Annotated in this window: 19 protein-coding genes; 12 read left to right on the top strand and 7 right to left on the bottom strand. The window is 52.6% G+C overall.

Translation table 11 applies throughout. From position 1 onward, the window contains the following. Nucleotides 1–164: 164 nt before the first annotated feature. On the bottom strand, nucleotides 165–1193 hold the full coding sequence (locus AAG834_RS11770; RefSeq protein ID WP_342032230.1) for a T6SS immunity protein Tli4 family protein: 1029 nt from the start codon (nucleotides 1191–1193) through the stop codon (nucleotides 165–167). Nucleotides 1194–1395: 202 nt separating this feature from the next. Between AAG834_RS11770 and AAG834_RS11765 the strand changes: the two genes are divergently transcribed. Both AAG834_RS11765 and AAG834_RS11760 read left to right on the top strand, forming a co-directional pair. Next, nucleotides 1396–2139, top strand: a complete 744-nt coding sequence (locus AAG834_RS11765; RefSeq protein ID WP_342032229.1) for a pseudouridine synthase — start codon at nucleotides 1396–1398, stop codon at nucleotides 2137–2139. A 75-nt stretch (nucleotides 2140–2214) separates the two neighbouring features. Next, nucleotides 2215–2673, top strand: a complete 459-nt coding sequence (locus tag AAG834_RS11760; RefSeq protein ID WP_342032228.1) for a methyltransferase family protein — start codon at nucleotides 2215–2217, stop codon at nucleotides 2671–2673. A 166-nt stretch (nucleotides 2674–2839) separates the two neighbouring features. On the opposite strand, the gene adhP is transcribed toward AAG834_RS11760, so the two are convergent. Further along, nucleotides 2840–3883, bottom strand: coding sequence for an alcohol dehydrogenase AdhP (adhP, locus tag AAG834_RS11755; protein WP_083294196.1), 1044 nt, complete (start codon nucleotides 3881–3883; stop codon nucleotides 2840–2842). A gap of 443 nt (nucleotides 3884–4326) precedes the next feature. Between adhP and AAG834_RS11750 the strand changes: the two genes are divergently transcribed. Continuing rightward, nucleotides 4327–5802, top strand: a complete 1476-nt coding sequence (locus tag AAG834_RS11750; RefSeq protein ID WP_049230011.1) for an aldehyde dehydrogenase family protein — start codon at nucleotides 4327–4329, stop codon at nucleotides 5800–5802. Nucleotides 5803–6025: 223 nt separating this feature from the next. Here the strand turns inward: AAG834_RS11750 and AAG834_RS11745 are convergent, their stop codons facing one another. The 3 genes from AAG834_RS11745 to secA all read right to left on the bottom strand — a co-directional run bounded on the left by AAG834_RS11745 (nucleotide 6026) and on the right by secA (nucleotide 10532). Then, nucleotides 6026–6835, bottom strand: coding sequence for a sulfite exporter TauE/SafE family protein (locus tag AAG834_RS11745; protein WP_342032227.1), 810 nt, complete (start codon nucleotides 6833–6835; stop codon nucleotides 6026–6028). A gap of 3 nt (nucleotides 6836–6838) precedes the next feature. Continuing rightward, the gene (gene pssA, locus AAG834_RS11740; protein ID WP_342032226.1) at nucleotides 6839–7603 is read right to left on the bottom strand and encodes a CDP-diacylglycerol--serine O-phosphatidyltransferase; all 765 of its coding nucleotides are present in this window, start codon (nucleotides 7601–7603) and stop codon (nucleotides 6839–6841) included. 175 nt (nucleotides 7604–7778) lie between these two features. After that, on the bottom strand, nucleotides 7779–10532 hold the full coding sequence (gene secA, locus AAG834_RS11735; protein ID WP_342032225.1) for a preprotein translocase subunit SecA: 2754 nt from the start codon (nucleotides 10530–10532) through the stop codon (nucleotides 7779–7781). Between the two features lie 157 nt (nucleotides 10533–10689). On the opposite strand from secA, the gene AAG834_RS11730 reads away from it, so the two are divergent. From AAG834_RS11730 to AAG834_RS11700, 7 genes are all read left to right on the top strand, one after another. Continuing rightward, complete coding sequence (locus AAG834_RS11730; protein WP_036491508.1) at nucleotides 10690–11112, top strand: DciA family protein; 423 nt, start codon at nucleotides 10690–10692, stop codon at nucleotides 11110–11112. Between the two features lie 294 nt (nucleotides 11113–11406). Then, entirely contained in the window at nucleotides 11407–11994 is a 588-nt protein-coding gene (azu, locus tag AAG834_RS11725; protein WP_003776920.1) for an azurin, read from the top strand. 96 nt (nucleotides 11995–12090) lie between these two features. Further along, complete coding sequence (locus AAG834_RS11720; RefSeq protein ID WP_070512848.1) at nucleotides 12091–12600, top strand: hemerythrin domain-containing protein; 510 nt, start codon at nucleotides 12091–12093, stop codon at nucleotides 12598–12600. Between the two features lie 122 nt (nucleotides 12601–12722). Beyond that, entirely contained in the window at nucleotides 12723–13343 is a 621-nt protein-coding gene (locus AAG834_RS11715; protein WP_003776923.1) for an HI_0552 family protein, read from the top strand. Nucleotides 13344–13428: 85 nt separating this feature from the next. Beyond that, nucleotides 13429–14574 carry a succinyl-diaminopimelate desuccinylase gene (gene dapE, locus AAG834_RS11710; protein WP_070512898.1) on the top strand — a complete coding sequence of 382 codons (1146 nt, stop codon included), beginning with the start codon at nucleotides 13429–13431 and terminating at the stop codon, nucleotides 14572–14574. A 314-nt stretch (nucleotides 14575–14888) separates the two neighbouring features. Continuing rightward, nucleotides 14889–15374, top strand: coding sequence for a hypothetical protein (locus tag AAG834_RS11705; RefSeq protein ID WP_342032224.1), 486 nt, complete (start codon nucleotides 14889–14891; stop codon nucleotides 15372–15374). Nucleotides 15375–15751: 377 nt separating this feature from the next. Then, nucleotides 15752–16567 carry a helix-turn-helix transcriptional regulator gene (locus AAG834_RS11700; protein WP_342032231.1) on the top strand — a complete coding sequence of 272 codons (816 nt, stop codon included), beginning with the start codon at nucleotides 15752–15754 and terminating at the stop codon, nucleotides 16565–16567. On the opposite strand, the gene AAG834_RS11695 is transcribed toward AAG834_RS11700, so the two are convergent. Beyond that, nucleotides 16545–17102 carry a YbhB/YbcL family Raf kinase inhibitor-like protein gene (locus tag AAG834_RS11695; protein ID WP_342032223.1) on the bottom strand — a complete coding sequence of 186 codons (558 nt, stop codon included), beginning with the start codon at nucleotides 17100–17102 and terminating at the stop codon, nucleotides 16545–16547. The genes AAG834_RS11700 and AAG834_RS11695 overlap by 23 nt on opposite strands. A 254-nt stretch (nucleotides 17103–17356) precedes the next feature. Between AAG834_RS11695 and AAG834_RS11690 the strand changes: the two genes are divergently transcribed. After that, nucleotides 17357–18166: a methylated-DNA--[protein]-cysteine S-methyltransferase gene (locus AAG834_RS11690; RefSeq protein ID WP_342032222.1), complete on the top strand. Its 810-nt coding sequence runs from the start codon at nucleotides 17357–17359 to the stop codon at nucleotides 18164–18166. Nucleotides 18167–18280: 114 nt separating this feature from the next. Then, nucleotides 18281–19276, top strand: coding sequence for an ornithine carbamoyltransferase (locus AAG834_RS11685; protein WP_342032221.1), 996 nt, complete (start codon nucleotides 18281–18283; stop codon nucleotides 19274–19276). Nucleotides 19277–19372: 96 nt separating this feature from the next. Here AAG834_RS11685 and AAG834_RS13870 read toward each other — a convergent pair. Beyond that, the coding region (locus AAG834_RS13870) for an IS3 family transposase (protein ID WP_411713532.1) at nucleotides 19373–19454 on the bottom strand (82 nt) is incomplete at its 5' end.

Raw genomic sequence — 19454 nt, 5'->3', positions numbered from 1 at the left:
CAGGGTTCAAGATGAGTTGAACCACCGGCCAAGAAAAACACTTGGCTACGAAACACCAAGTGTTTTATTCTTGAATCTGTTCAAACCACTGATACACTAGTGTTGCACTTGAAATCCGAATCCAAGGTCGTCTGAAAACCATTTTCAGACGACCTTTTTCATCGCTATTGCTTCACAGGTTTCAAAGTCGGCAAAACCGTATCCCAAATCGCCAGCACTTCGGCTTCGCTGCGCTTCGTCCCGTCTTTTTTCTCCGCGCCAAACTGCATCATGATGCGCGGGTCGCCGCCGTCGCGTTCCCAAAAGAACATATATTTGTTACCGCCCCATTTCACCAATTTTTCCTCGCCCGACATACCGTTGATGGTGCGTTTGCCTTGGCGGATGGTGCGGGTTAACGCTTTAACCATTGTGCCTTTCCCCAGATTTACCTTACGTTGCAGCAACGTCGGTTCGCCTGCTTTCAACACGTCGCCGTGCATGATTTCCAGACTCATATCGTGTTGTTTGGCAAATTCGACGGTGCTATGAACTTCAAACGGTTTTTTGCCGTCGTCCGCGATAAAACCGCCTATCAGACAAATGCCGTGTTTATTTGGCACTTCAAATTCCTGTCTGGTTTTCAACCCATTGAGGATTTCTTGGCGGAATTTTTTCTCCATGGTGTTTATTGCTTCTTTTTCTTGGGTTTTCCAGTTGGCAGGGGCTTTGCCATGATCAGAAGGAATGCGGAAATAACTACGCACAATATAAGCATCATCATTATCCAGCTTGAAATATAAATCGGCTTCGTAGGGCATACCGCGATCTCGGATAATATGCTCCCATTCAAAATCCCTACGCGTTACCTGCATCATTGCCCGATCCGGAATCAGGGTGCGGGTATCGACGACAATTTTTGTTCCTGCTCTACCATTTTGCTTAAACTCGTTGATATTCCTAACGTTTCTCTTCCAGTCGTTAAACATAACCATCACACTCCAGCCGTTGTAATCAAGGTGCGTACTGCCGTGACGGCGTTGGGACGGCAGGCGCAATTGATAGCGGCCGCTGCAATAGGGCTGTTCGGTCCAGTAGTCGGTATCGATGGCGGATTTGGTGACGGTCGGCGAATTTTCTGCCGATGGGGAAACGGTGGGCGTGCAGGCTGTGGCGGCGAGAATAAGCGACAGCGTAGTCAGACGGATGGACATGGATAAGCTCCGTGATGAATAGGGGTCGTCTGAAAGTATAGTTTATTCAGACGACCTTTGTCATAAAACGGGCTTGGCGGTATTTATTCGACATGGGCGGGCATTTCGCGCGTCCGTAAGATGGGCGGTATGTCGATAATGTCGGTAGGGAAAATGACGGTTTGGCTTTATAATCTGATTCATTCTTTTCAGGCAGACCATTATGGAACACGATTCAAACGAAACCATGCGTCTTTCCAAGCGCATGGCGCAATTGGGCTTATGCTCGCGCCGCGAGGCGGACAGCTACATCGAGCAAGGCTGGGTCAAGGTCAACGGGCAAACCGCCGTGCTCGGTCAGAAAGTGACCGGCCGCGACCGCATCGACCTCAACCGGCAGGCGCATGAAAAACAGGCAGAGCGCGTCACCATCCTGCTCAACAAACCCGTCGGCTATGTCAGCGCGCAGGCGGAAAAAGGCTACAAATCCGCCGCCGAGCTGATTACCGCCGACAACCGTTGGGAAGGCGACGACAGCTGTATCCCCTTCAGCGAAAAACACAAATTCGGCTTGGCGCCCGCCGGCCGGCTGGACATCGATTCCGTCGGATTGCTGGTGTTGACGCAGGACGGCCGCATCGCCAAGCAGCTTATCGGCGAAAACAGCGGCAGTGAAAAAGAATATCTGGTGCGCGTGCGCGGCAAATTGGACGAAAAAGGACTTGCCTTGCTCAACCACGGATTAAGTTTGGACGGCGAGAAACTGCGCCCCGCCAAAGTAGAATGGCAAAACGAAGACCAGCTGCGTTTCGTGTTGAAACAAGGCAAAAAGCGGCAAATCCGCCGTATGTGCGAACTCGTCGGTTTGCGCGTCGTCGGGCTGAAGCGGATTCGGATGGGTAAGGTCAAACTGGGCAAACTGCCGCCCGGCAAATGGCGTTATCTGCGGGCAGACGAGTCGTTTTGATTGGATTTGAACTTGGGAATGACGGAAAGAGGTCGTCTGAAAACGTCACTGTATCCGTTTTATAAAGACAATAATATGAATTTAGAAACCAAAATCCCGCCGCCGGCGGTATGTTTTATCTGCGCATTGCTGATGTATGCCTCTGCGCAAGTATCCGCGCTGGCAGGCATGCTGCCGCGCTTTCCTATATTGCTGTCGGTTGTTTTGATAGCGTTTGGGACGGTGTTGGGCGTGTCAGGTGTGTGGGCGTTTCGCCGTGTGCGCACGACCGTAAGCCCGTTCACCCCTGAACAAACCGAACACTTCGTTTCAGACGGCGTGTACCGTTTCAGCCGCAACCCGATGTATGCAGGCATGGGCTTGTGGTTGGCGGCATGGGCGGGACACTTGGCGCATCCGCTGCCGTGGCTGTTTTTGGCGGTATTCGCCGCCTATATGACGCGTTTCCAAATCATGCCTGAAGAACGCGTGTTGGCGCGGAAATTCGGTGCTGAGTACGAAGCGTACTGCCGACGCGTCCGCCGTTGGTTATAAAAGCGGAAAACATTAAATCAGGTGCGCCTTTGCGGCATGAGATGATCCGGCTGTGCCGATTGACTCTGATTGTGTGAATCCGCGATGGCTCGAATCAAACAAAAGGTCGTCTGAAACCCCGAAATAAGGTTTCAGACGACCTTTTCATTCAACTGCTTACATCAAATTAATGATGACCGCAGCCGCATTCTTTTTTCATGTCGATAACCATGCGGCCGGTGATTTTGCCTTCGCGCATTTCTTGGAAAATCGCCGGAGCTTCGTCCAAAGCGCGCAGTTGGACTTTCGGTACGACCAAGCCTTCTGCGCCGAATTGGAAGGCTTCTTCCAAGTCTTTGCGCGTACCGACCAGCGAGCCGACCACTTCGATGCCGTCCAAGACCAGACGTGGGATGGACAAGTCCATAGATTCAGGCGGCAGACCGATGGCAACGACGCGGCCGCCTGCGCGGACGCAGTCCACGGCAGAGTTGAACGCGGCGGCGGATACGGCGGTAACAACGGCTGCGTGTGCGCCGCCGGTTTTTTCCTGAATCACTTTGGCTGCGTCTTCTTTGGCAGCGTTGATGACTAAATCTGCGCCGCTTTCTTTAGCGAATGCCAGTTTTTCATCATTGATGTCGATGGCGACAACGTGTGCGCCGAATACTTTTTTCGCGTATTGGACACCCAAGTTGCCCAAACCGCCCGCGCCGTAAACGGCAATCCATTGTCCCGGACGCACGCCGGAAACTTTCACGCCTTTGTAAGTGGTTACGCCGGCGCAGGTGATGCTGGAGGCTTGCGCGGGGTCGAGGCCGTCGGGCACTTTGACGGCGTAGTCCGCATCGACGATACAGTGGGTCGCCATGCCGCCGTCGGCGGTGTAGCCTGCGTTCAATACGGAACGGCACAAGGTTTCGCGGCCGGTATTACAGTATTCGCACGAACCGCAGCTTTGGAACAACCATGCGATGCTGACGCGGTCGCCAACTTTCAGGGCGTTCGCACCCGGAGCGACTTCTTTGACGATGCCGATGCCTTCGTGCCCCAACACGCGGCCCGGTTTTTCGCCGTAGTCGCCTGCCGCAACGTGCAAGTCGGTATGGCACACGCCGCAATATTCGACTTCAACCAACGCCTCGCCGTATTCCAACGGGCGCACTTCGCGTTCTACAACTTCTACATCGCCTGCTACATTTTGATTCACAACAACTGCTTGCATCTTCATGGTGTTCTCCTTGGCATTCGTAAGAAATCCGTAAATGGTGGGACAGGCGGAATCGGAATAACGCCCTTCCTCTAAATGAGAATACTCCCCTTTATTTCGCTGTGTCAACACCCTATCTTTTTGAAAAATAAGAAATAAAATGTTATACCATAACATTTTGTCTGCGTGAAAATGTGCCAGCTAAGACGCTGAAAAATTCTTACACGTATCATGTAAAAAAGGTCGTCTGAAAACTTTAAATACATTAACAAATCCGCTTCATTTCCATACAGGGTCAAGCCTTATCGGATTGGATTTCCTATTTTAGAAAATTACATATTTGGAATTTTGAGAACGTTATCATTTTTAGTGCTTGAACTGAAAGAGAAAAAATACTATTCTATTTTCAGACGACGTTGGAGATACGTCTGAAACCTCAAGAAGACAACCAAGGAGACAGCATCATGGCAAAAGATTTAAATGTGTTTGATAAAGAGTACGGCCTCTTGATTAACGGCGTGTGGACCAAACCCGGTGCGCTTTTGGATTCATACAATCCTGCCAACGGCGAATTGTTAGCCAAATTTACCGACGCATCCGATGCCGATGTTGATGCTGCGGTTGCCGCCGCGCAAGAAGCGTTCAAAACATGGCGCAAAACCACCACCACCGAACGCGCCGCCATCCTCAACAAAATCGCCGATGTGATTGACGAAAACTTGGAATTGTTCGCCTTGCAGGAAACGCTGGACAACGGCAAACCCATCCGAGAAACCCGCGCCGCCGACATCCCGCTGGCTTCCGACCATTTTCGCTACTTTGCCAGCGTGATCCGCGGCGAAGAAGGCACCGCAACCCAACTTGACTCCGAAGACCTGTCCATCGTATTGCGCGAACCTATCGGCGTCGTCGGTCAGATTATTCCGTGGAACTTCCCCTTCCTGATGGCGGCTTGGAAAATCGCACCCGCGCTCGCCGCAGGCTGTACCATCGTCATCCACCCGTCTTCCAGCACTTCGCTGAGCCTGTTGTCGTTCGCCCAAAAAATTAACCACCTGCTACCTAAAGGCGTGCTGAACATCATCACCGGACGCGGTTCTAAATCCGGCGAATACATGCTGCACCACAAAGGCTTCAACAAACTCGCCTTTACCGGTTCGACCGAAATCGGCCGTCACATCGGCATCGCCGCCGCCGAAATGCTGATTCCCGCTACCTTGGAGCTGGGCGGCAAATCCGCCAACATCTTCTTTGACGACATGCCGTTTGACAAAGCCCTCGAAGGCGCGCAAAAAGGTATTTTGTTCAACCAAGGCCAAGTGTGCTGTGCCGGTTCGCGCATCTTCGTACAAGAAGGCATTTACGACAAATTCGTCAACGCCTTGGCGGAAGAGTTCAAAAAAATCAAAGTCGGCCTGCCTTGGGAAGACGACACCCAAATGGGTTCGCAAGTCAACGCCGGTCAGCTTGAGACCATTTTGAAATACGTCAAAATCGGCGAACAAGAAGGCTGCCGCATCATCACCGGCGGTAAGAAAATCGAAGGCGAGTTGGGCAAAGGCGAATTTGTCGAGCCAACCTTGATCGAAGCCGGCAGCAACAGCGCCCGCGTCGCCCAAGAAGAAATCTTCGGCCCGGTTGCTACCGTGATTAAATTCAAAACCGAAGAAGAAGTCATCAAAATGGCGAACGACAGCGAATACGGCTTGGGCGGCGCAGTATGGAGTACCGACATCAACCGCTGCCTGCGCGTTTCCAATGCACTGGAAACCGGTCGCGTTTGGGTGAACTGCTACAACCGCCTGCCCGCAGGCGCACCGTTCGGCGGCTACAAAACTTCAGGCATCGGCCGCGAAACCCACAAAATGATGCTCGCCGCCTACACGCAGGTGAAAAACATCTATATTTCCACCCGCGAAGAGCGCGAAGGCTTCTATTGATTGCCTGCTGAACATCGTTTATTGATGTAGAAAGAAGGTCGTCTGAAAATCCGGATTCGGGTTTCAGACGACCTTTTTGTGTTGACTGGATTTTTATGAGTACTTGTCGTTATAGACAAATAAGCGGTCAGGCTTGGCTTTGGGAAAGATTAAACGGTTTTTAGAAGATTCATGATGCCAAAGGGTGGTGGGTAATTTTGTTATACGGTGTTTACCAGCATGGTTAACGGACAAGGTTCCAAGCCATTTTGACGGCAATCAGCAGCAGCATGATGCCGAAGGAGATTTTGAGCTGGCGGGCGGGGAGTTTGTGCGCGGTTTTGACGCCGATAGGGGCGAAAATCATGGTGGCGATGCTGAGGATGGCGACGGCGGGCAGATAGAGGAAGCCGCCGGAGCCGTGGGGTAGGTCGGGAACGTTCCAGCCGGTAACGAGGTAGCCGATTGTGCCGGCGAGCGCAATCGGCCAGGCAAGGCCGGAGGATGTGCCGATGGCGCGGTGTGCGGGGAAGTTGCAATACATCAGGAAGGGGACGGACAGCGAGCCGCCGCCGATGCCGACCCAGCTTGAAGCTGCGCCGAACAATGTGCCTACTGCACTCAGACCGGGCAGGGCGGGCAGGTGGCGCGAGGCTTTGGGTTTGGAGTCGGTCAGGGTTTTGAGGGCGATGAGGGTCAGGAATGCGATAAAGAAGATTTGCAGGGCGCGGGTAGGCATGTATTTGGCGGTGACCGCGCCGATGAGTACACCGAATATCATGGAGGGGGTCATGCGGCGGACGGTCTGCCAGTCGATGGCGCTTTTTTTGTGCTGCGCGTACATGCTGGAGAAGGTGGTGAACACCATCACGGCGAAGGATGTGCCGATGGCGAGATGTTGGGCGTAGGGATGACTGCTGATGCCTTGCAGTTGCAGCGTCCACAAGACGACGGGGACAATCAATGTGCCGCCGCCTACGCCGAACAATCCTGCAATAAAGCCCGCCGCGCTTCCGACGGCGAGCAGGGCGAGGATAATATCCCAAGTCCACATTTTTCAGACGACCTTTTTGTTCCTGCGGCGTTTTTTCAGCCAACGCCGTGCCGCCATAATGTAGCCGGAGAGACTGTATCCCAAGAAGAAGAGGAATAAGACGAGGGCGGGCTTCCATGTGATTAAGAGGAGGATCAACACGGCGATTACCATGCCCATAAACGGGACTTGGCGGCGGATGTTGATTTCTTTAAAGCTCCAAAACGGGATTTGGACAATCATGGAAATGCCGGCGAAAAGCGTGATGCCCAATGCCCACCACTGCACGCCGGGGAAGCGTTCGACGCTGTGGTTGACCCAAATCAGGCCGACAATCAACGCAGCGGCGGTCGGGCTGGGAACGCCGATAAACCAGCGTTTATCGACTTTGCCGATAAGCGTGTTGAAGAGGGCGAGGCGCAGGGCGGCGCAGGCGCAGTAGATGAAGGCGACGGAATAACCGATTTTGCCAAACTGCCAAAGCTGCCATTTATAGGCAATCAAGGCGGGGGCGACGCCGAAACTGACCATGTCGGCGAGGCTGTCTAGCTGTTCGCCGAACGCGCTTTGGCTGTTGGTCAGCCGCGCCACGCGACCGTCCATGCCGTCGAGCAGCATGGAGAGGAATACTGCAATCGCTGCCGTCTCATAACGCCCGTGCATGGATTGGGTGATGGCGAAGAAGGCGCAGAACAGGGCGGCGATGGTGAAGGAGTTGGGCAGCAGGTAGATACTGTTGCGGCGCAATGAATTGCGTTGCAGTTTTTGAGGGTTTTGCGTATTGTCCATAAGCGTTTGATGATGCTGTACGAAGCAGATTTAGGGATTATACCGTATCGTGACTGCCTGACAATTTAATAACGATGGTATTTTTTTATGGCGGCGCGGTTCTGTAACTTGGGTGATGAAAAAGGTCGTCTGAAAACCTTTCGAGGTTTCAGACGACCTTTTTTTTAAGCTGTCATCAGCTCAGTTTGCCGTGGCATTGTTTGTATTTCAGGCCGCTTCCGCACGGGCATGGGTCGTTGCGGTGGACGACTTGGCCTTGGGCGGCAAGTGCTTCGGGGCTGAAATCCGTTCCGTCGGGATCGAACGCTTCGGTAACCAAATTAGTTTGGGATTGTCCGAGCAGTTCTTCCATGTCGGGCGCTTCGGAGTGGATGGTTTGGATGCCGACGGGTGCGGGTTCGGCAATTTCTTCTACGTCGGTGTTGCGCTCGATTTGGACGGAGGTCAAGAGGGCGGCGGTTTGATGCTTGATGCCGCGCCACAGGTTTTCAAACATGGCGAAGGCTTCGCGTTTGTATTCCTGTTTCGGATTTTTCTGTGCATAGCTGCGCAGGTGGATGCCTTGGCGCAGGTAGTCCATGGCGGCAAGGTGTTCGCGCCATTGCAGGTCGATGACTTGCAGCATGACGTTTCGTTCGAAATCCGCCATCGGTTTTTTGCCGACCAGCTCGACTTTGGCTGCGTATTCTTCTTCCACGCGTTTAATCAGACGCTCTTTGATGTCCTGATTGTCCAATGTGGTGTCTGCTTTGAGCCATGCTTGGATGTCTTCGTGTAGGCGGAATTCGGCGGCAAGCTGGCTTTCGAGTGCGGGGATGTCCCATTGCTCTTCCATGCTGTCGGGCGGTATGTACAAATCGACCAAATCGCTGATGACTTCTTCGCGGATACCTTTAGTCAGGTCGCTGACGTCTTTGCTGTTGAGGATTTCGTTGCGTTGGTGGTAGATGACTTTACGTTGGTCGTTGGCAACGTCGTCATATTCCAATACTTGTTTGCGCATGTCGAAGTTGCGGCCTTCGACTTTGCGTTGCGCGCCTTCGATTTGGCGGGTCAGCATGCCGTGTTCGATGGCGATACCGCGTTCCGGCGCAAGGCGGTTGAGGATGGCGGCGGCGCGGTCGAGTGCGAAGAGGCGCAGCAGCGGGTCTTCAAACGAGAGGTAGAAGCGGCTGGAGCCAGGGTCACCCTGACGGCCTGCGCGTCCGCGCAATTGGTTGTCGATACGGCGGCTTTCGTGGCGTTCGGTACCGATGATGTGCAGACCGCCTGCGGCGACCACTTGGTCGTGTTCTGCCTGCCAGCCGTTTTCAAGGGCGGCGATTTGTGCGGCTTTTTCTTCGTCGCTCAGATTTTCGTTAGACTGGATGGCTTCGATTTGATGTTTGAGGTTGCCGCCGAGGACGATGTCGGTACCGCGGCCCGCCATGTTGGTCGCGACGGTAATAGCGCCGACTTTACCGGCTTGGGCGACAATCAGGGCTTCGCGTTCGTGCTCTTTGGCGTTGAGGACGTTGTGCGGCAGTCCGGCTTTTTGCAGAAGACGGGAGACCAGCTCGGAGTTTTCGATGCTGGTGGTACCGACGAGAACGGGTTGTCCGCGTTTGTGGCATTCTTCGATGTCTTTGACGACGGCCTCGAATTTTTCTTCGGCAGAACGGAAAATCTGGTCGTTGAAGTCTTTACGCTGTACGGGGCGGTTGGTCGGGATGATGACGGTTTCGAGGTTGTAGATGCTTTGGAACTCGAAAGCCTCGGTATCGGCGGTACCGGTCATGCCGGAGAGCTTGGTGTACAGGCGGAAATAGTTTTGGAAGGTGATGGAGGCGAGGGTTTGGTTTTCGCGTTTGATTTCCACGCCTTCTTTGGCTTCGACGGCTTGGTGCAGACCTTCGGACCAGCGGCGACCGGACATCAGACGACCTGTAAATTCGTCGACGATGACGATTTCGCCGTCTTGGATGACGTAGTGTTGGTCTTTATGGAACAGCGTGTGCGCACGCAGGGCAGCCATGAGATGGTGCATCAGGGCGATGTTGGCGGCGGAGTAGAGGGAGTCGTTTTCTTGCAGCAAGCCCATTTGAATCAGAATTTGCTCGGCGTGTTCGTGACCCGCTTCGCTCAAGATGACTTGGTGTGCTTTTTCATCGACCCAGTAATCGCCTTCGCCTTCTTCGGTTTCTTGGCGGATGAGGTGCGCGGGAAGGCTATTCATGATTTGGTAAAGCTGGATGTTGTCATCCGCCTGACCGGAGATAATCAGCGGGGTGCGCGCTTCGTCGATCAAAATGGAGTCCACTTCGTCCACTACGGCAAAATTCAATTCACGCTGAACTTTGTCGTATTGGTCGGTTACCATATTGTCGCGCAGGTAGTCGAAACCGAATTCGTTGTTGGTACCGTAGGTAATGTCGGAGCCGTAGGCGTTTTGACGGTCAAACGGCTGCATATCGGCGATGATGACGCCGACGGTTAAGCCGAGGAAGTTGTAGAGCGGCGCCATGATGCCCGCGTCGCGCGAGGCAAGATAGTCGTTGACGGTAACGACGTGCACGCCTTTGCCGGACAGGGCGTTGAGATAGACGGCAAGGGTGGCGACCAAGGTTTTACCTTCACCGGTACGCATTTCGGCGATTTTGCCGTTGTGCAGCACCATACCGCCGATAAGCTGTACGTCGAAGTGGCGCATACCGAGTACGCGGCGGGACGCTTCGCGGCAGACGGCGAAGGCTTCGACCAAGATGTCGTCCAGAGTTTGTCCGTCGGCAAGACGTTGTTTGAATTCGGCTGTTTTAGCCTGTAAATCCGCATCGCTCAAGGCTTTCATTTGTTCTTCGAGTGCGTTGATTTTGGCAACGGATTTACGGTATTGTTTGAGCAGCCGGTCATTGCGGCTGCCGAAGATTTTCTTAGCAATGTTTGTCAGCATGAAATAGTTCCTGCGCCTGATATAAAATAATGGCGAAACGGGGATTTTAACACAAGCCTCGCGGCAAGGCAGTCATGCCGTTTGAAATAAAGGCAGTTTTACCGGATTTCAATCTTGATAATACAACCGTACACTTTGAAAAGGTCGTCTGAAACATATGAATTTGGAACAATTGGGCAAGCGGGATGCGCGGTTGGCCGGTTTGTTGCAGCAGTCGCAACAATGGCGCAGGCTGGATGCGGCAGTCAAACGCATCCTGCCGGCAAACCTACACCCGCACTTTCAAACTGCCTGCATCGAAGAGGGCAGGCTGGTGTTGCTGGCGGCAAACGGTATGGCGGCTTCGCGCCTGAAAATGATATTGCCCGCGCTTGTGCCGCAGCTTCAGGAGTTGAACGCGGGGATTCGGGATGTGGCGGTCAAAGTCGTGCCGAAGCCGCCGGCGCAACCCAAAGTCAACAGCCTGCATTTGAGTGGGGCGGCATTGGAGAGTTTTGATGCGGCGGCGGCAAAATTGGAAGACAAGCATCCTGAATTGGCTGCCGCGCTGGCGGAGTTGGTGCGCAAACACAGCCGTTGAGTTTGAAATGGTTATGTTGTTTGTTAATTAAAGTTAAAGAGTATTTCGTATGACTGATAAAATCTAATACTAAAGAAATACGACATTAATAGTAGCCATTCTCATTTATGTAAACTGAGGTAAAACAGCCGTTGAATTTTGGATTTGTTCGATTTGTTGTAGCAGAATATAGCTTCATTTTCATCCTTCTTTCGCTTGCGGATATGAAATCTGAAATTAGGTTCATTAATATATATTCGCAAGTTTTTATTTTGTAGAACTTAACATATTCTCACCTATCATTAGGAGATACACATGAAAGCTTATTTGGCTCTGATTTCCGCTGCCGTTATCGGCTTGTCCGCTTGTTCACAAGAAGCTTCAAAACCTGCCGAAGCCTCTGCCCCGACTGCATCTGCTGCTTCCGAAGCCGCACCTGCACCTGCAGAAAGCGCACCTCCTGCCGATGCTCCTGCTTCCGGCGCGGCTTCAGCTAACTCTGCAGCAGCACCTGCCGCCGGCAACTGCGCGACTACTGTCGAAGCCAACGACGCTATGCAGTTTAACACTAAAGAAATCCAAGTCAGCAAAGCTTGTAAAGAATTCACCGTTACCCTGAAACACACCGGTACCCAACCTAAAGAAAGCATGGGTCACAACATCGTCATCGGTAAAGCCGAAGACATGGACGGTATTTTCAAAGACGGTGCCGGCGCTGCTGCAACCGACTACGTGAAAGCTGACGATGCACGCGTTGTTGCCCACACCAAACTGGTCGGCGGCGGCGAAGAAGCTTCCCTGACTCTGGATCCTGCCAAACTGGCGGGCGGCGAATACAAATTTGCCTGCACCTTCCCGGGACACGGTGCTTTGATGAACGGCAAAGTGACTTTGGTCGACTAATCCGTCCAAGCTTCAAAATACAGACAGCCTGCTTTATGCAGGCTGTTTTGTTATAAAATGGTCGTCTGAAAAGTACCCCGTTGAGAACACGCCAACATGAATCCGTTTGAAACCAAAAGCGTTACCTTTGCCGAACCGATTGAAATGCTGTATGCCTGCCACGGCAAAGTGCGCCGTTTCTGCGGCCAAGTCGCCATGCTGTCGGACTATATCGCCGAAAACGGCTGCAATCAGATTGTTTTACAAACCATCCGCCAAATCGCCCAGTATTTCAACGTTGCCGCGCCGTTGCACCATGAAGACGAAGAAGAAAACTTCTTCCCGCTCCTGCTGCAATACGCGCCGCAAGCCCAAGAAAGCGTGGCCGAGCTTTTGCGCCAGCATGTGAGCCTGCATGGCAACTGGGATGCCGTGGCTGCCGAATTTGCCAAACTCGAAGCAGACAACGCCTATATCCCCGATGCGGAAGCGTTCAAACGCTTTGTGGCAGGTTACGATGTGCATCTGGCGATTGAAGAACCCTTGTTCGATATGGGCAAAACGTTTATCCCCAAAGAGAAGCTGACCGAAATCGGCGAAATTATGGCGGCGCGCCGACGCAAATAAGGTCTCGTCTACAGATTGCCGTTTCTTCAAACAAAGGCCGTCTGAAAACTTGAAAACAGATTTTCAGACGACCTCAGTATCCTCCTGCAAACCAACCACGTCGTCTGAAAAGGAAGCAAACCATGCTGACGCCAAAAAGCTGCGATTTGTTCAATATCCCGTTTTTCCAGTTTGCCCAGCTCAAAAAATACCAGCCTGAAAGCATCCCGCAAATCAAAGCCGACTACAAGGAAAACTGGCAGATATGGCAGCAGCTGATACAGCAGGTCGCCGCAGATTTGGGCGAACCTTTCGCCCCGCCACATATCGAACGCTGGTGTAACGGCTGGCAGGTTCGCGCCCATTTCTTCGCCTACTTCAAATACGCCCAATACAAAAACTCCGCCGCGATTTTATCGATTTTATTGAACCGCCGCCGCCTGAGCGTCAGCCTAGACTGGCACTGCTACAAAGCCGACGTGTCGCCGATTGCGCTGCCCGAATACAACCGCTGGCTGGATGATTTCGATACCGAAAAATACGCCGCATTCGATATGTGGCACGGCGCGGAAAGCGAATATGACGACTACCGCACTGTCGCACAACAAAGCGAATCCGACCGAAGGTTGCAAAACGACGAAGACTTTTTCTGCATCGGCAAACATATAGAACGCGATGATTTGGGCAAACAGGATGTAGCAAAATGGATAGTCGAAACAGTGGAAGATTTGCTGCCGCTTTATGAAGCCTGTCATGGCAAATGATTCAGAACATATCAACCCAACCCAAAGGTCGTCTGAAAATCAGATTGAGAACATTTCAGACGGCCTGATTTCCCAAGTGAACAAAATGACTGAAACCCAATCCCTAGAACTCGCCAAAGCGTTGATTTCCCGCCCGTCCGTTACTCCCGACGACCGAGATTGCCAAAAATTGCTTGCCGAACGCCTGCACAAAATCGGTTTTGCGGCTGAAGAACTTCATTTCGGCGACACCAAAAACATCTGGTTGCGACGCGGCACGAAAGCTCCCGTTGTCTGTTTTGCAGGGCATACCGACGTTGTGCCGACGGGCCCTGTTGAAAAATGGGATTCGCCCCCGTTCGAGCCGACCGAGCGCGACGGAAGATTATACGGGCGCGGTGCGGCGGACATGAAAACCAGCATCGCCTGCTTCGTTACCGCCTGCGAACGCTTTATTGCCGAACATCCCGACCACCAAGGCAGCATTGCGCTTCTGATTACTTCTGACGAAGAGGGCGACGCGTTGGACGGCACGACCAAAGTCGTCGATGTATTGAAAGCGCGCGACGAGCTTATCGACTACTGCATCGTCGGCGAACCGACCGCCGTGGACAAATTGGGCGATATGATTAAAAACGGCCGGCGCGGCTCGCTGTCGGGCAACCTGACCGTCAAAGGCAAGCAAGGGCATATTGCTTATCCCCATTTGGCAATCAACCCCGTCCACACTTTTGCCCCGGCCTTGTTAGAGCTGACGCAGGAAGTCTGGGACGAAGGCAACAAATACTTCCCGCCGACCAGCTTTCAAATTTCCAATATCAACGGCGGTACAGGCGCGACCAATGTCATTCCGGGCGAGCTGAACGTCAAATTCAATTTCCGCTTCTCCACCGAGTCCACCGAAGCAGGGCTGAAACAACGCGTTCACGCCATTTTGGACAAACACGGCGTGCAATACGATTTGCAATGGTCGTGTTCGGGGCAGCCCTTCCTGACCCATGCGGGCAAACTGACCGACGTGGCACGCGCAGCCATCGCCGAAACCTGCGGCGTAGAGACCGAATTGTCCACCACCGGCGGCACTTCGGACGGACGCTTCATCAAAGCCATTGCAAAAGAACTCATCGAATTAGGCCCGTCCAACGCCACCATCCACCAAATCAACGAAAACGTGCGGCTGGACGATATTCCGAAGCTGTCGGTGGTGTATGAGGGGATATTGGCGCGGTTGTTGGCTGAAAAGGTCGTCTGAAAACAGCAGAAAGGGTATTGCCGCGCTCAAATCGGCATATTTTGAGGTAATACCCTGAAGAACATTTCAATGATGGTTCAACCCGGTTTCTTCTGATTTCTTAATTGAGATTTGAGGAAATATTATGGGGTGTTTGAAAGTTTTATGAGTGATAGTGGCTATTTTTCATGGTTTTATGAATTTTAATTTCAAGTTACGCCATTTGGTTAAGATTTGAAACGAAGCTATAATAAATGCTTATCATAAAAATCATTTTATTTTGCTGCCCAATACATTGACTGTCATTAATCGATTTCTTCACTAAAGGTTTCCCCATGCCGAAATTTATCTCTGCCCTTGTTGTATTGGGATTGTCATTGTCTTTGACAGGTTGCTTTGAGTCCAAACCAAAGCCCCCGGTGGTTTCAATCAGTCAAGGAAAAATTTTAGAAAAAAATACACTGGTGGGATTGTGGCATATTGACGAGTTACCCATGGATACGCCCCAAAACGCATATTATCTCAGTTGGATAGAAACAACCGGCGCTGACAATTACATTTTTGGAAATTATATTGAGTTTGATAAAGACGGCAGGTTTAGTAGTAGTTATGCAGCAGAATGCGGTAATGATTGTTTTCCGCATTCAGAAGGTCTTTATCGATTTGTAAGTGATGATGAAGTGATTTTGCAAGCGACCAAGGTTGAACAAAGAGGCTATTGTGGAGAAAACGGAGAGTTTAACAAGAGCGGCGAGTGGGTCTTGGGGAAATTTAAAATAGAAAAAGACAAAGAATTTGTTGTTTTAAAGAAAATTCTATAATTTCAACTTTGGGATTTTATAAAATTTTGAGTGAATTTTGTTGAGAAAGGCGACGGTTTTCAGCCAGTCTGTACATAATTGGTTTTAAAGTCATCATACCGAATCGGCTGTGGAATTTATCGATCCGTCGGGTAATCGGTTGGGGTTTGTGGATTATCGGGAATAAAAGTCTATGAAATGAAAGCGGGATGCGGTGTGATATTGGCAAAGAAGTCGATAAATCGTTATAACAGGGAGGGGCAAGCCTCCCTTTATCGTAAATTGATCTATCCCTATGATTACCCTACCTGCGATTGCTGCGCCAAACCGCCGATTTTCACAAGAATTTCTTAAGGAATATAACCGTGCCGTCAAATTACTTTCATACGCGTGAACGATTGGGTGCTTTAGGCGGCATCGTGCAACATCATACCGCCTTGTACCGCAGCGTGGCGGTACATGAACTGACCGTGGTTATCGTGCGGCGCGGATGCAAGAAGCTGCGGTGGGCGGGGCGCGAATTGAGGATTGCGGCGGGTGAGGCTGTCGCCTTGGCAGGCGGGCAGACGTTTGACGTCATCAATATTCCCGATTCAGACGACCTCTATCAGGCGCAATGGATTGCTTTCGAACAGGAAGCCATAGAAAGGTTTGCCGCACAATACGGGACGGTACAGGCAGTGTGCGATGCGGTGAAGCTGCCGCATCCCGGGCGGATGAACGCGGCGTTTGATTATGCGGCTACGGTGCTGGCGGATGAAGAAGTGCCGCACAATGCGGCGGAGGCCGCGCTTTGCGGCGTGTTGGCGTGGTTGCAGCATGACGGCATCGGTTTTGCCGTGTACGAAGGCGTCAACCTGATGCGGCAAATCCGCAAACTGATTACCGCCGATATGGCTGCGAACTGGTCGTCGGCGATACTGGCGCAGCGGCTTAATTGCAGCGAGGCCGCGTTGCGGCGGCGATTGGCGCGGCAGGACACGAATTTCCGTATGCTGCTGACGGATGTACGCATGATGCGCGCGCTGACGCTGTTGCAGGTTACGCAATGGCCGGTGGCGCAGATTGCTGGCGCGGTCGGCTATGACTGCCCGTCCCGTTTCAGCGCGCGCTTCAAAGAGCGGTTCGGTTGCGTGCCGTCGGCGGTTCGCTCGGAAGCGGAGCCGGAGGCATATCAGCGCACGGGGCAGGTCAGCGTCGGTGTTCGACCGTGAATTTCGCTTCGCCCAAGCTGTTTGCCTTAGTGAAGAAACCGACCAGCGCGGGTGTGGATTCGGCGGTGATGTTCGGCAGCTTGGCGACTTTCAGCGCGGTGAGCGTGAATTCGTAGCGGTGTTTCCTGCCTTCGGGGGGACACGCGCCGCCGTAGCCCGGAGTGCCGAAGTCTGTGCGGGTTTGCAGTGCGCCTTTGGGCAGCCTGCCGCCTTGCGCGGTAATGCCTGCGGGCAGGCGACGGACATCGGCGGGAATGTCGGCGACCACCCAGTGCATCCAGCCCAGGCCGGTCGGCGCGTCTTTATCGTAAACGGTCAGAACGAAACTTTTTGTCCCTGCGGGCGGATTTTTCCACGACAGCGCGGGCGAAGCATTGCCGCCCGAACAGCCAAAGCCGTAAGGCGCGCTCAAAAGCTGGTTTTGCGTGAAACCGCCTTCTTTGGACGGGTTGTCGAATTGCAGCGTAAATGCGCCCTCGGCAAAGGCAGCGGTTGAAAAAGCCAGCAGTACGGCGGAGAGGATGCAGGTTTGCATAGATGATTCCTTTACTTGATGAATAAGTGGATTCATTATAGGCTGTCAATGGCGGCAGGAATGTGCCGAAACGGTTGGATGATGTGCCGAAATGCGCAAATGCAAAAATCCGTGGTTTCAGACGACCTTTTGCAGGTCGTCTGAAATCTTTAATTCCTTTCCCTGAGGCTTTAGAAATATCGAATATTTAGGAATTGCCGCAACCCAACCCTCAAGATTTACGTCATAGCCCGTTCCTGCATCGGCGTGCGGGAATGGCGAAAATTGGGGATTTTGCCGCCAAATCCATGATAGAGATACGGAGCAAACGAATGATTACCCTGCCTTCCTTAAACAATCTGCCGTCAAAATGGGATGAAATCCGCCATTGGCTCGAAACCCAAGTTTTTGAGTGTGAAGTCATGCCGTATCCCAATCTGACGGAACACGAAGCCAAGCAGTTCGAACAGGATTTTATCGACTGCATCGGCTGCACACCTGAAGAATATGTCCGCATCCGCAGAGCCATCCGCCTGCTGGAAGCACGTTATCTTGACAGTCCAAACGAATTAACTACTGCCGCCATTGCCACGCCTTTGGGCGAGATGCTGGCGGTGTTCGGCGGCAAGGGTTTGTGTTTGCTGGAATTTGTCGGGCAGAAGCATATGGAGCAGGAAATTACCGCCGTCCAAAAAGCCTTGCGCGGGCGGTTTGTGTTTCGGGAAGATGAGCGAACGCAACTTCTGCGGCAGGAATTGGACTTATACTTCAAGGGTCGTCTGAAAACCTTTGCTACGCCCTTGGAGCAGATTGGCACTGAATTTCAAAAGCAGGCATGGGATGCGCTCTTGGCGATTCCCTACGGCGAAACGCGCAGCTACAAGGAGCAGGCGCAGCGTTTGGGCAATCCTAAAGCCGTCCGCGCCGTTGCCGCCGCCAACGGGCAGAACAAAGTGTCCATTCTGATTCCCTGCCACCGCGTCATTGGCAGCGACGGCAAATTGACCGGCTACGCAGGCGGTCTGAACCGCAAACAATCGCTGCTTGCTTTGGAACGCGGCGAAGTTCAGACGACCTTGTTTTGATTAGAAGCAGGCTTCGCACTCTGAAAAACGGTCTGCAATGATGCCTGACAAAATCCGCATACAAAACAATATCGGGCATCAATGCCCGGCCTGCCGGAAAGGAGAAATACGAATATGAACCTGAAAAACCGCCATTTCCTGAAACTTTTAGACTTTACGACCGAAGAAATCACCGCCTACCTCGACCTTGCCACCGAGTTGAAAGCCGCCAAAAAGGCAGGGCGCGAAGTGCAGCGGATGAAGGGGAAGAACATCGCCCTGATTTTTGAAAAAACATCGACCCGCACCCGCTGCGCGTTTGAAGTTGCCGCGCGCGACCAAGGGGCGGGGGTGACTTATCTGGAGCCGTCTGCCAGCCAAATCGGGCATAAGGAAAGCATCAAAGACACTGCCCGCGTGTTGGGCAGGATGTACGACGGCATCGAATATCGCGGCTTCGGGCAGGACGTGGTCGAAGAATTGGCGAAATACGCCGGCGTACCCGTGTTTAACGGCTTGACCAACGAGTTCCACCCGACCCAAATGCTCGCCGACGCGCTGACCATGCGCGAACATAGCGGCAAACCTTTGAATCAAACCGCGTTTGCCTACGTCGGCGACGCGCGTTACAACATGGCAAATTCGCTGCTGGTGTTGGGCGCGAAGCTCGGTATGGACGTGCGTATCGGCGCACCGAAAACCTTGTGGCCGTCTGAAAACATCGTCGCCCGCGCACGCGCCGTCGCCGAAGAAACCGGCGGAAAGATTTTGCTCACCGAAAACGCGGAAGAAGCCGTCAAAGGCGCAGATTTTATCCATACCGACGTGTGGGTCAGCATGGGTGAGCCGAAAGAGGCGTGGCAGGAACGCATTGATTTATTGAAAGATTACCGCGTTACTCCCGAACTGATGGCGGCATCGGGCAACCCGCAGGTCAAATTCATGCACTGCCTGCCCGCCTTCCACAACCGCGAAACCAAAGTCGGCGAATGGATTTACGAAACTTTCGGCTTAAACGGCGTGGAAGTGACGGAAGAAGTGTTCGAAAGCCCCGCCAGCATCGTGTTCGACCAAGCGGAAAACCGGATGCATACGATTAAAGCGGTGATGGTGGCGGCACTGGGGGATTGACGGCGTTTCTGTTTGAATCCATTAAAAAGGTCGTCTGAAAATCAATATAACGGGTTTGAACTGGCCCCCAAATCTTGGACACTCATAAAAGCCTATTCAGGCGCTCTGTGCAAGCTGGGTTCTGTATGCGACAGGACTCAGCTTTTTCAATTTCAAACTGCAACGCTCCCGGTTGTAG

The organism is Neisseria sp. Marseille-Q2251 (assembly GCF_940793045.1).
In the GTDB taxonomy this organism is placed as follows: Bacteria; Pseudomonadota; Gammaproteobacteria; order Burkholderiales; family Neisseriaceae; genus Neisseria.
Note: the sequence above shows the minus strand (reverse complement) of the source record. Positions and strands in the feature narration are given on the sequence as shown.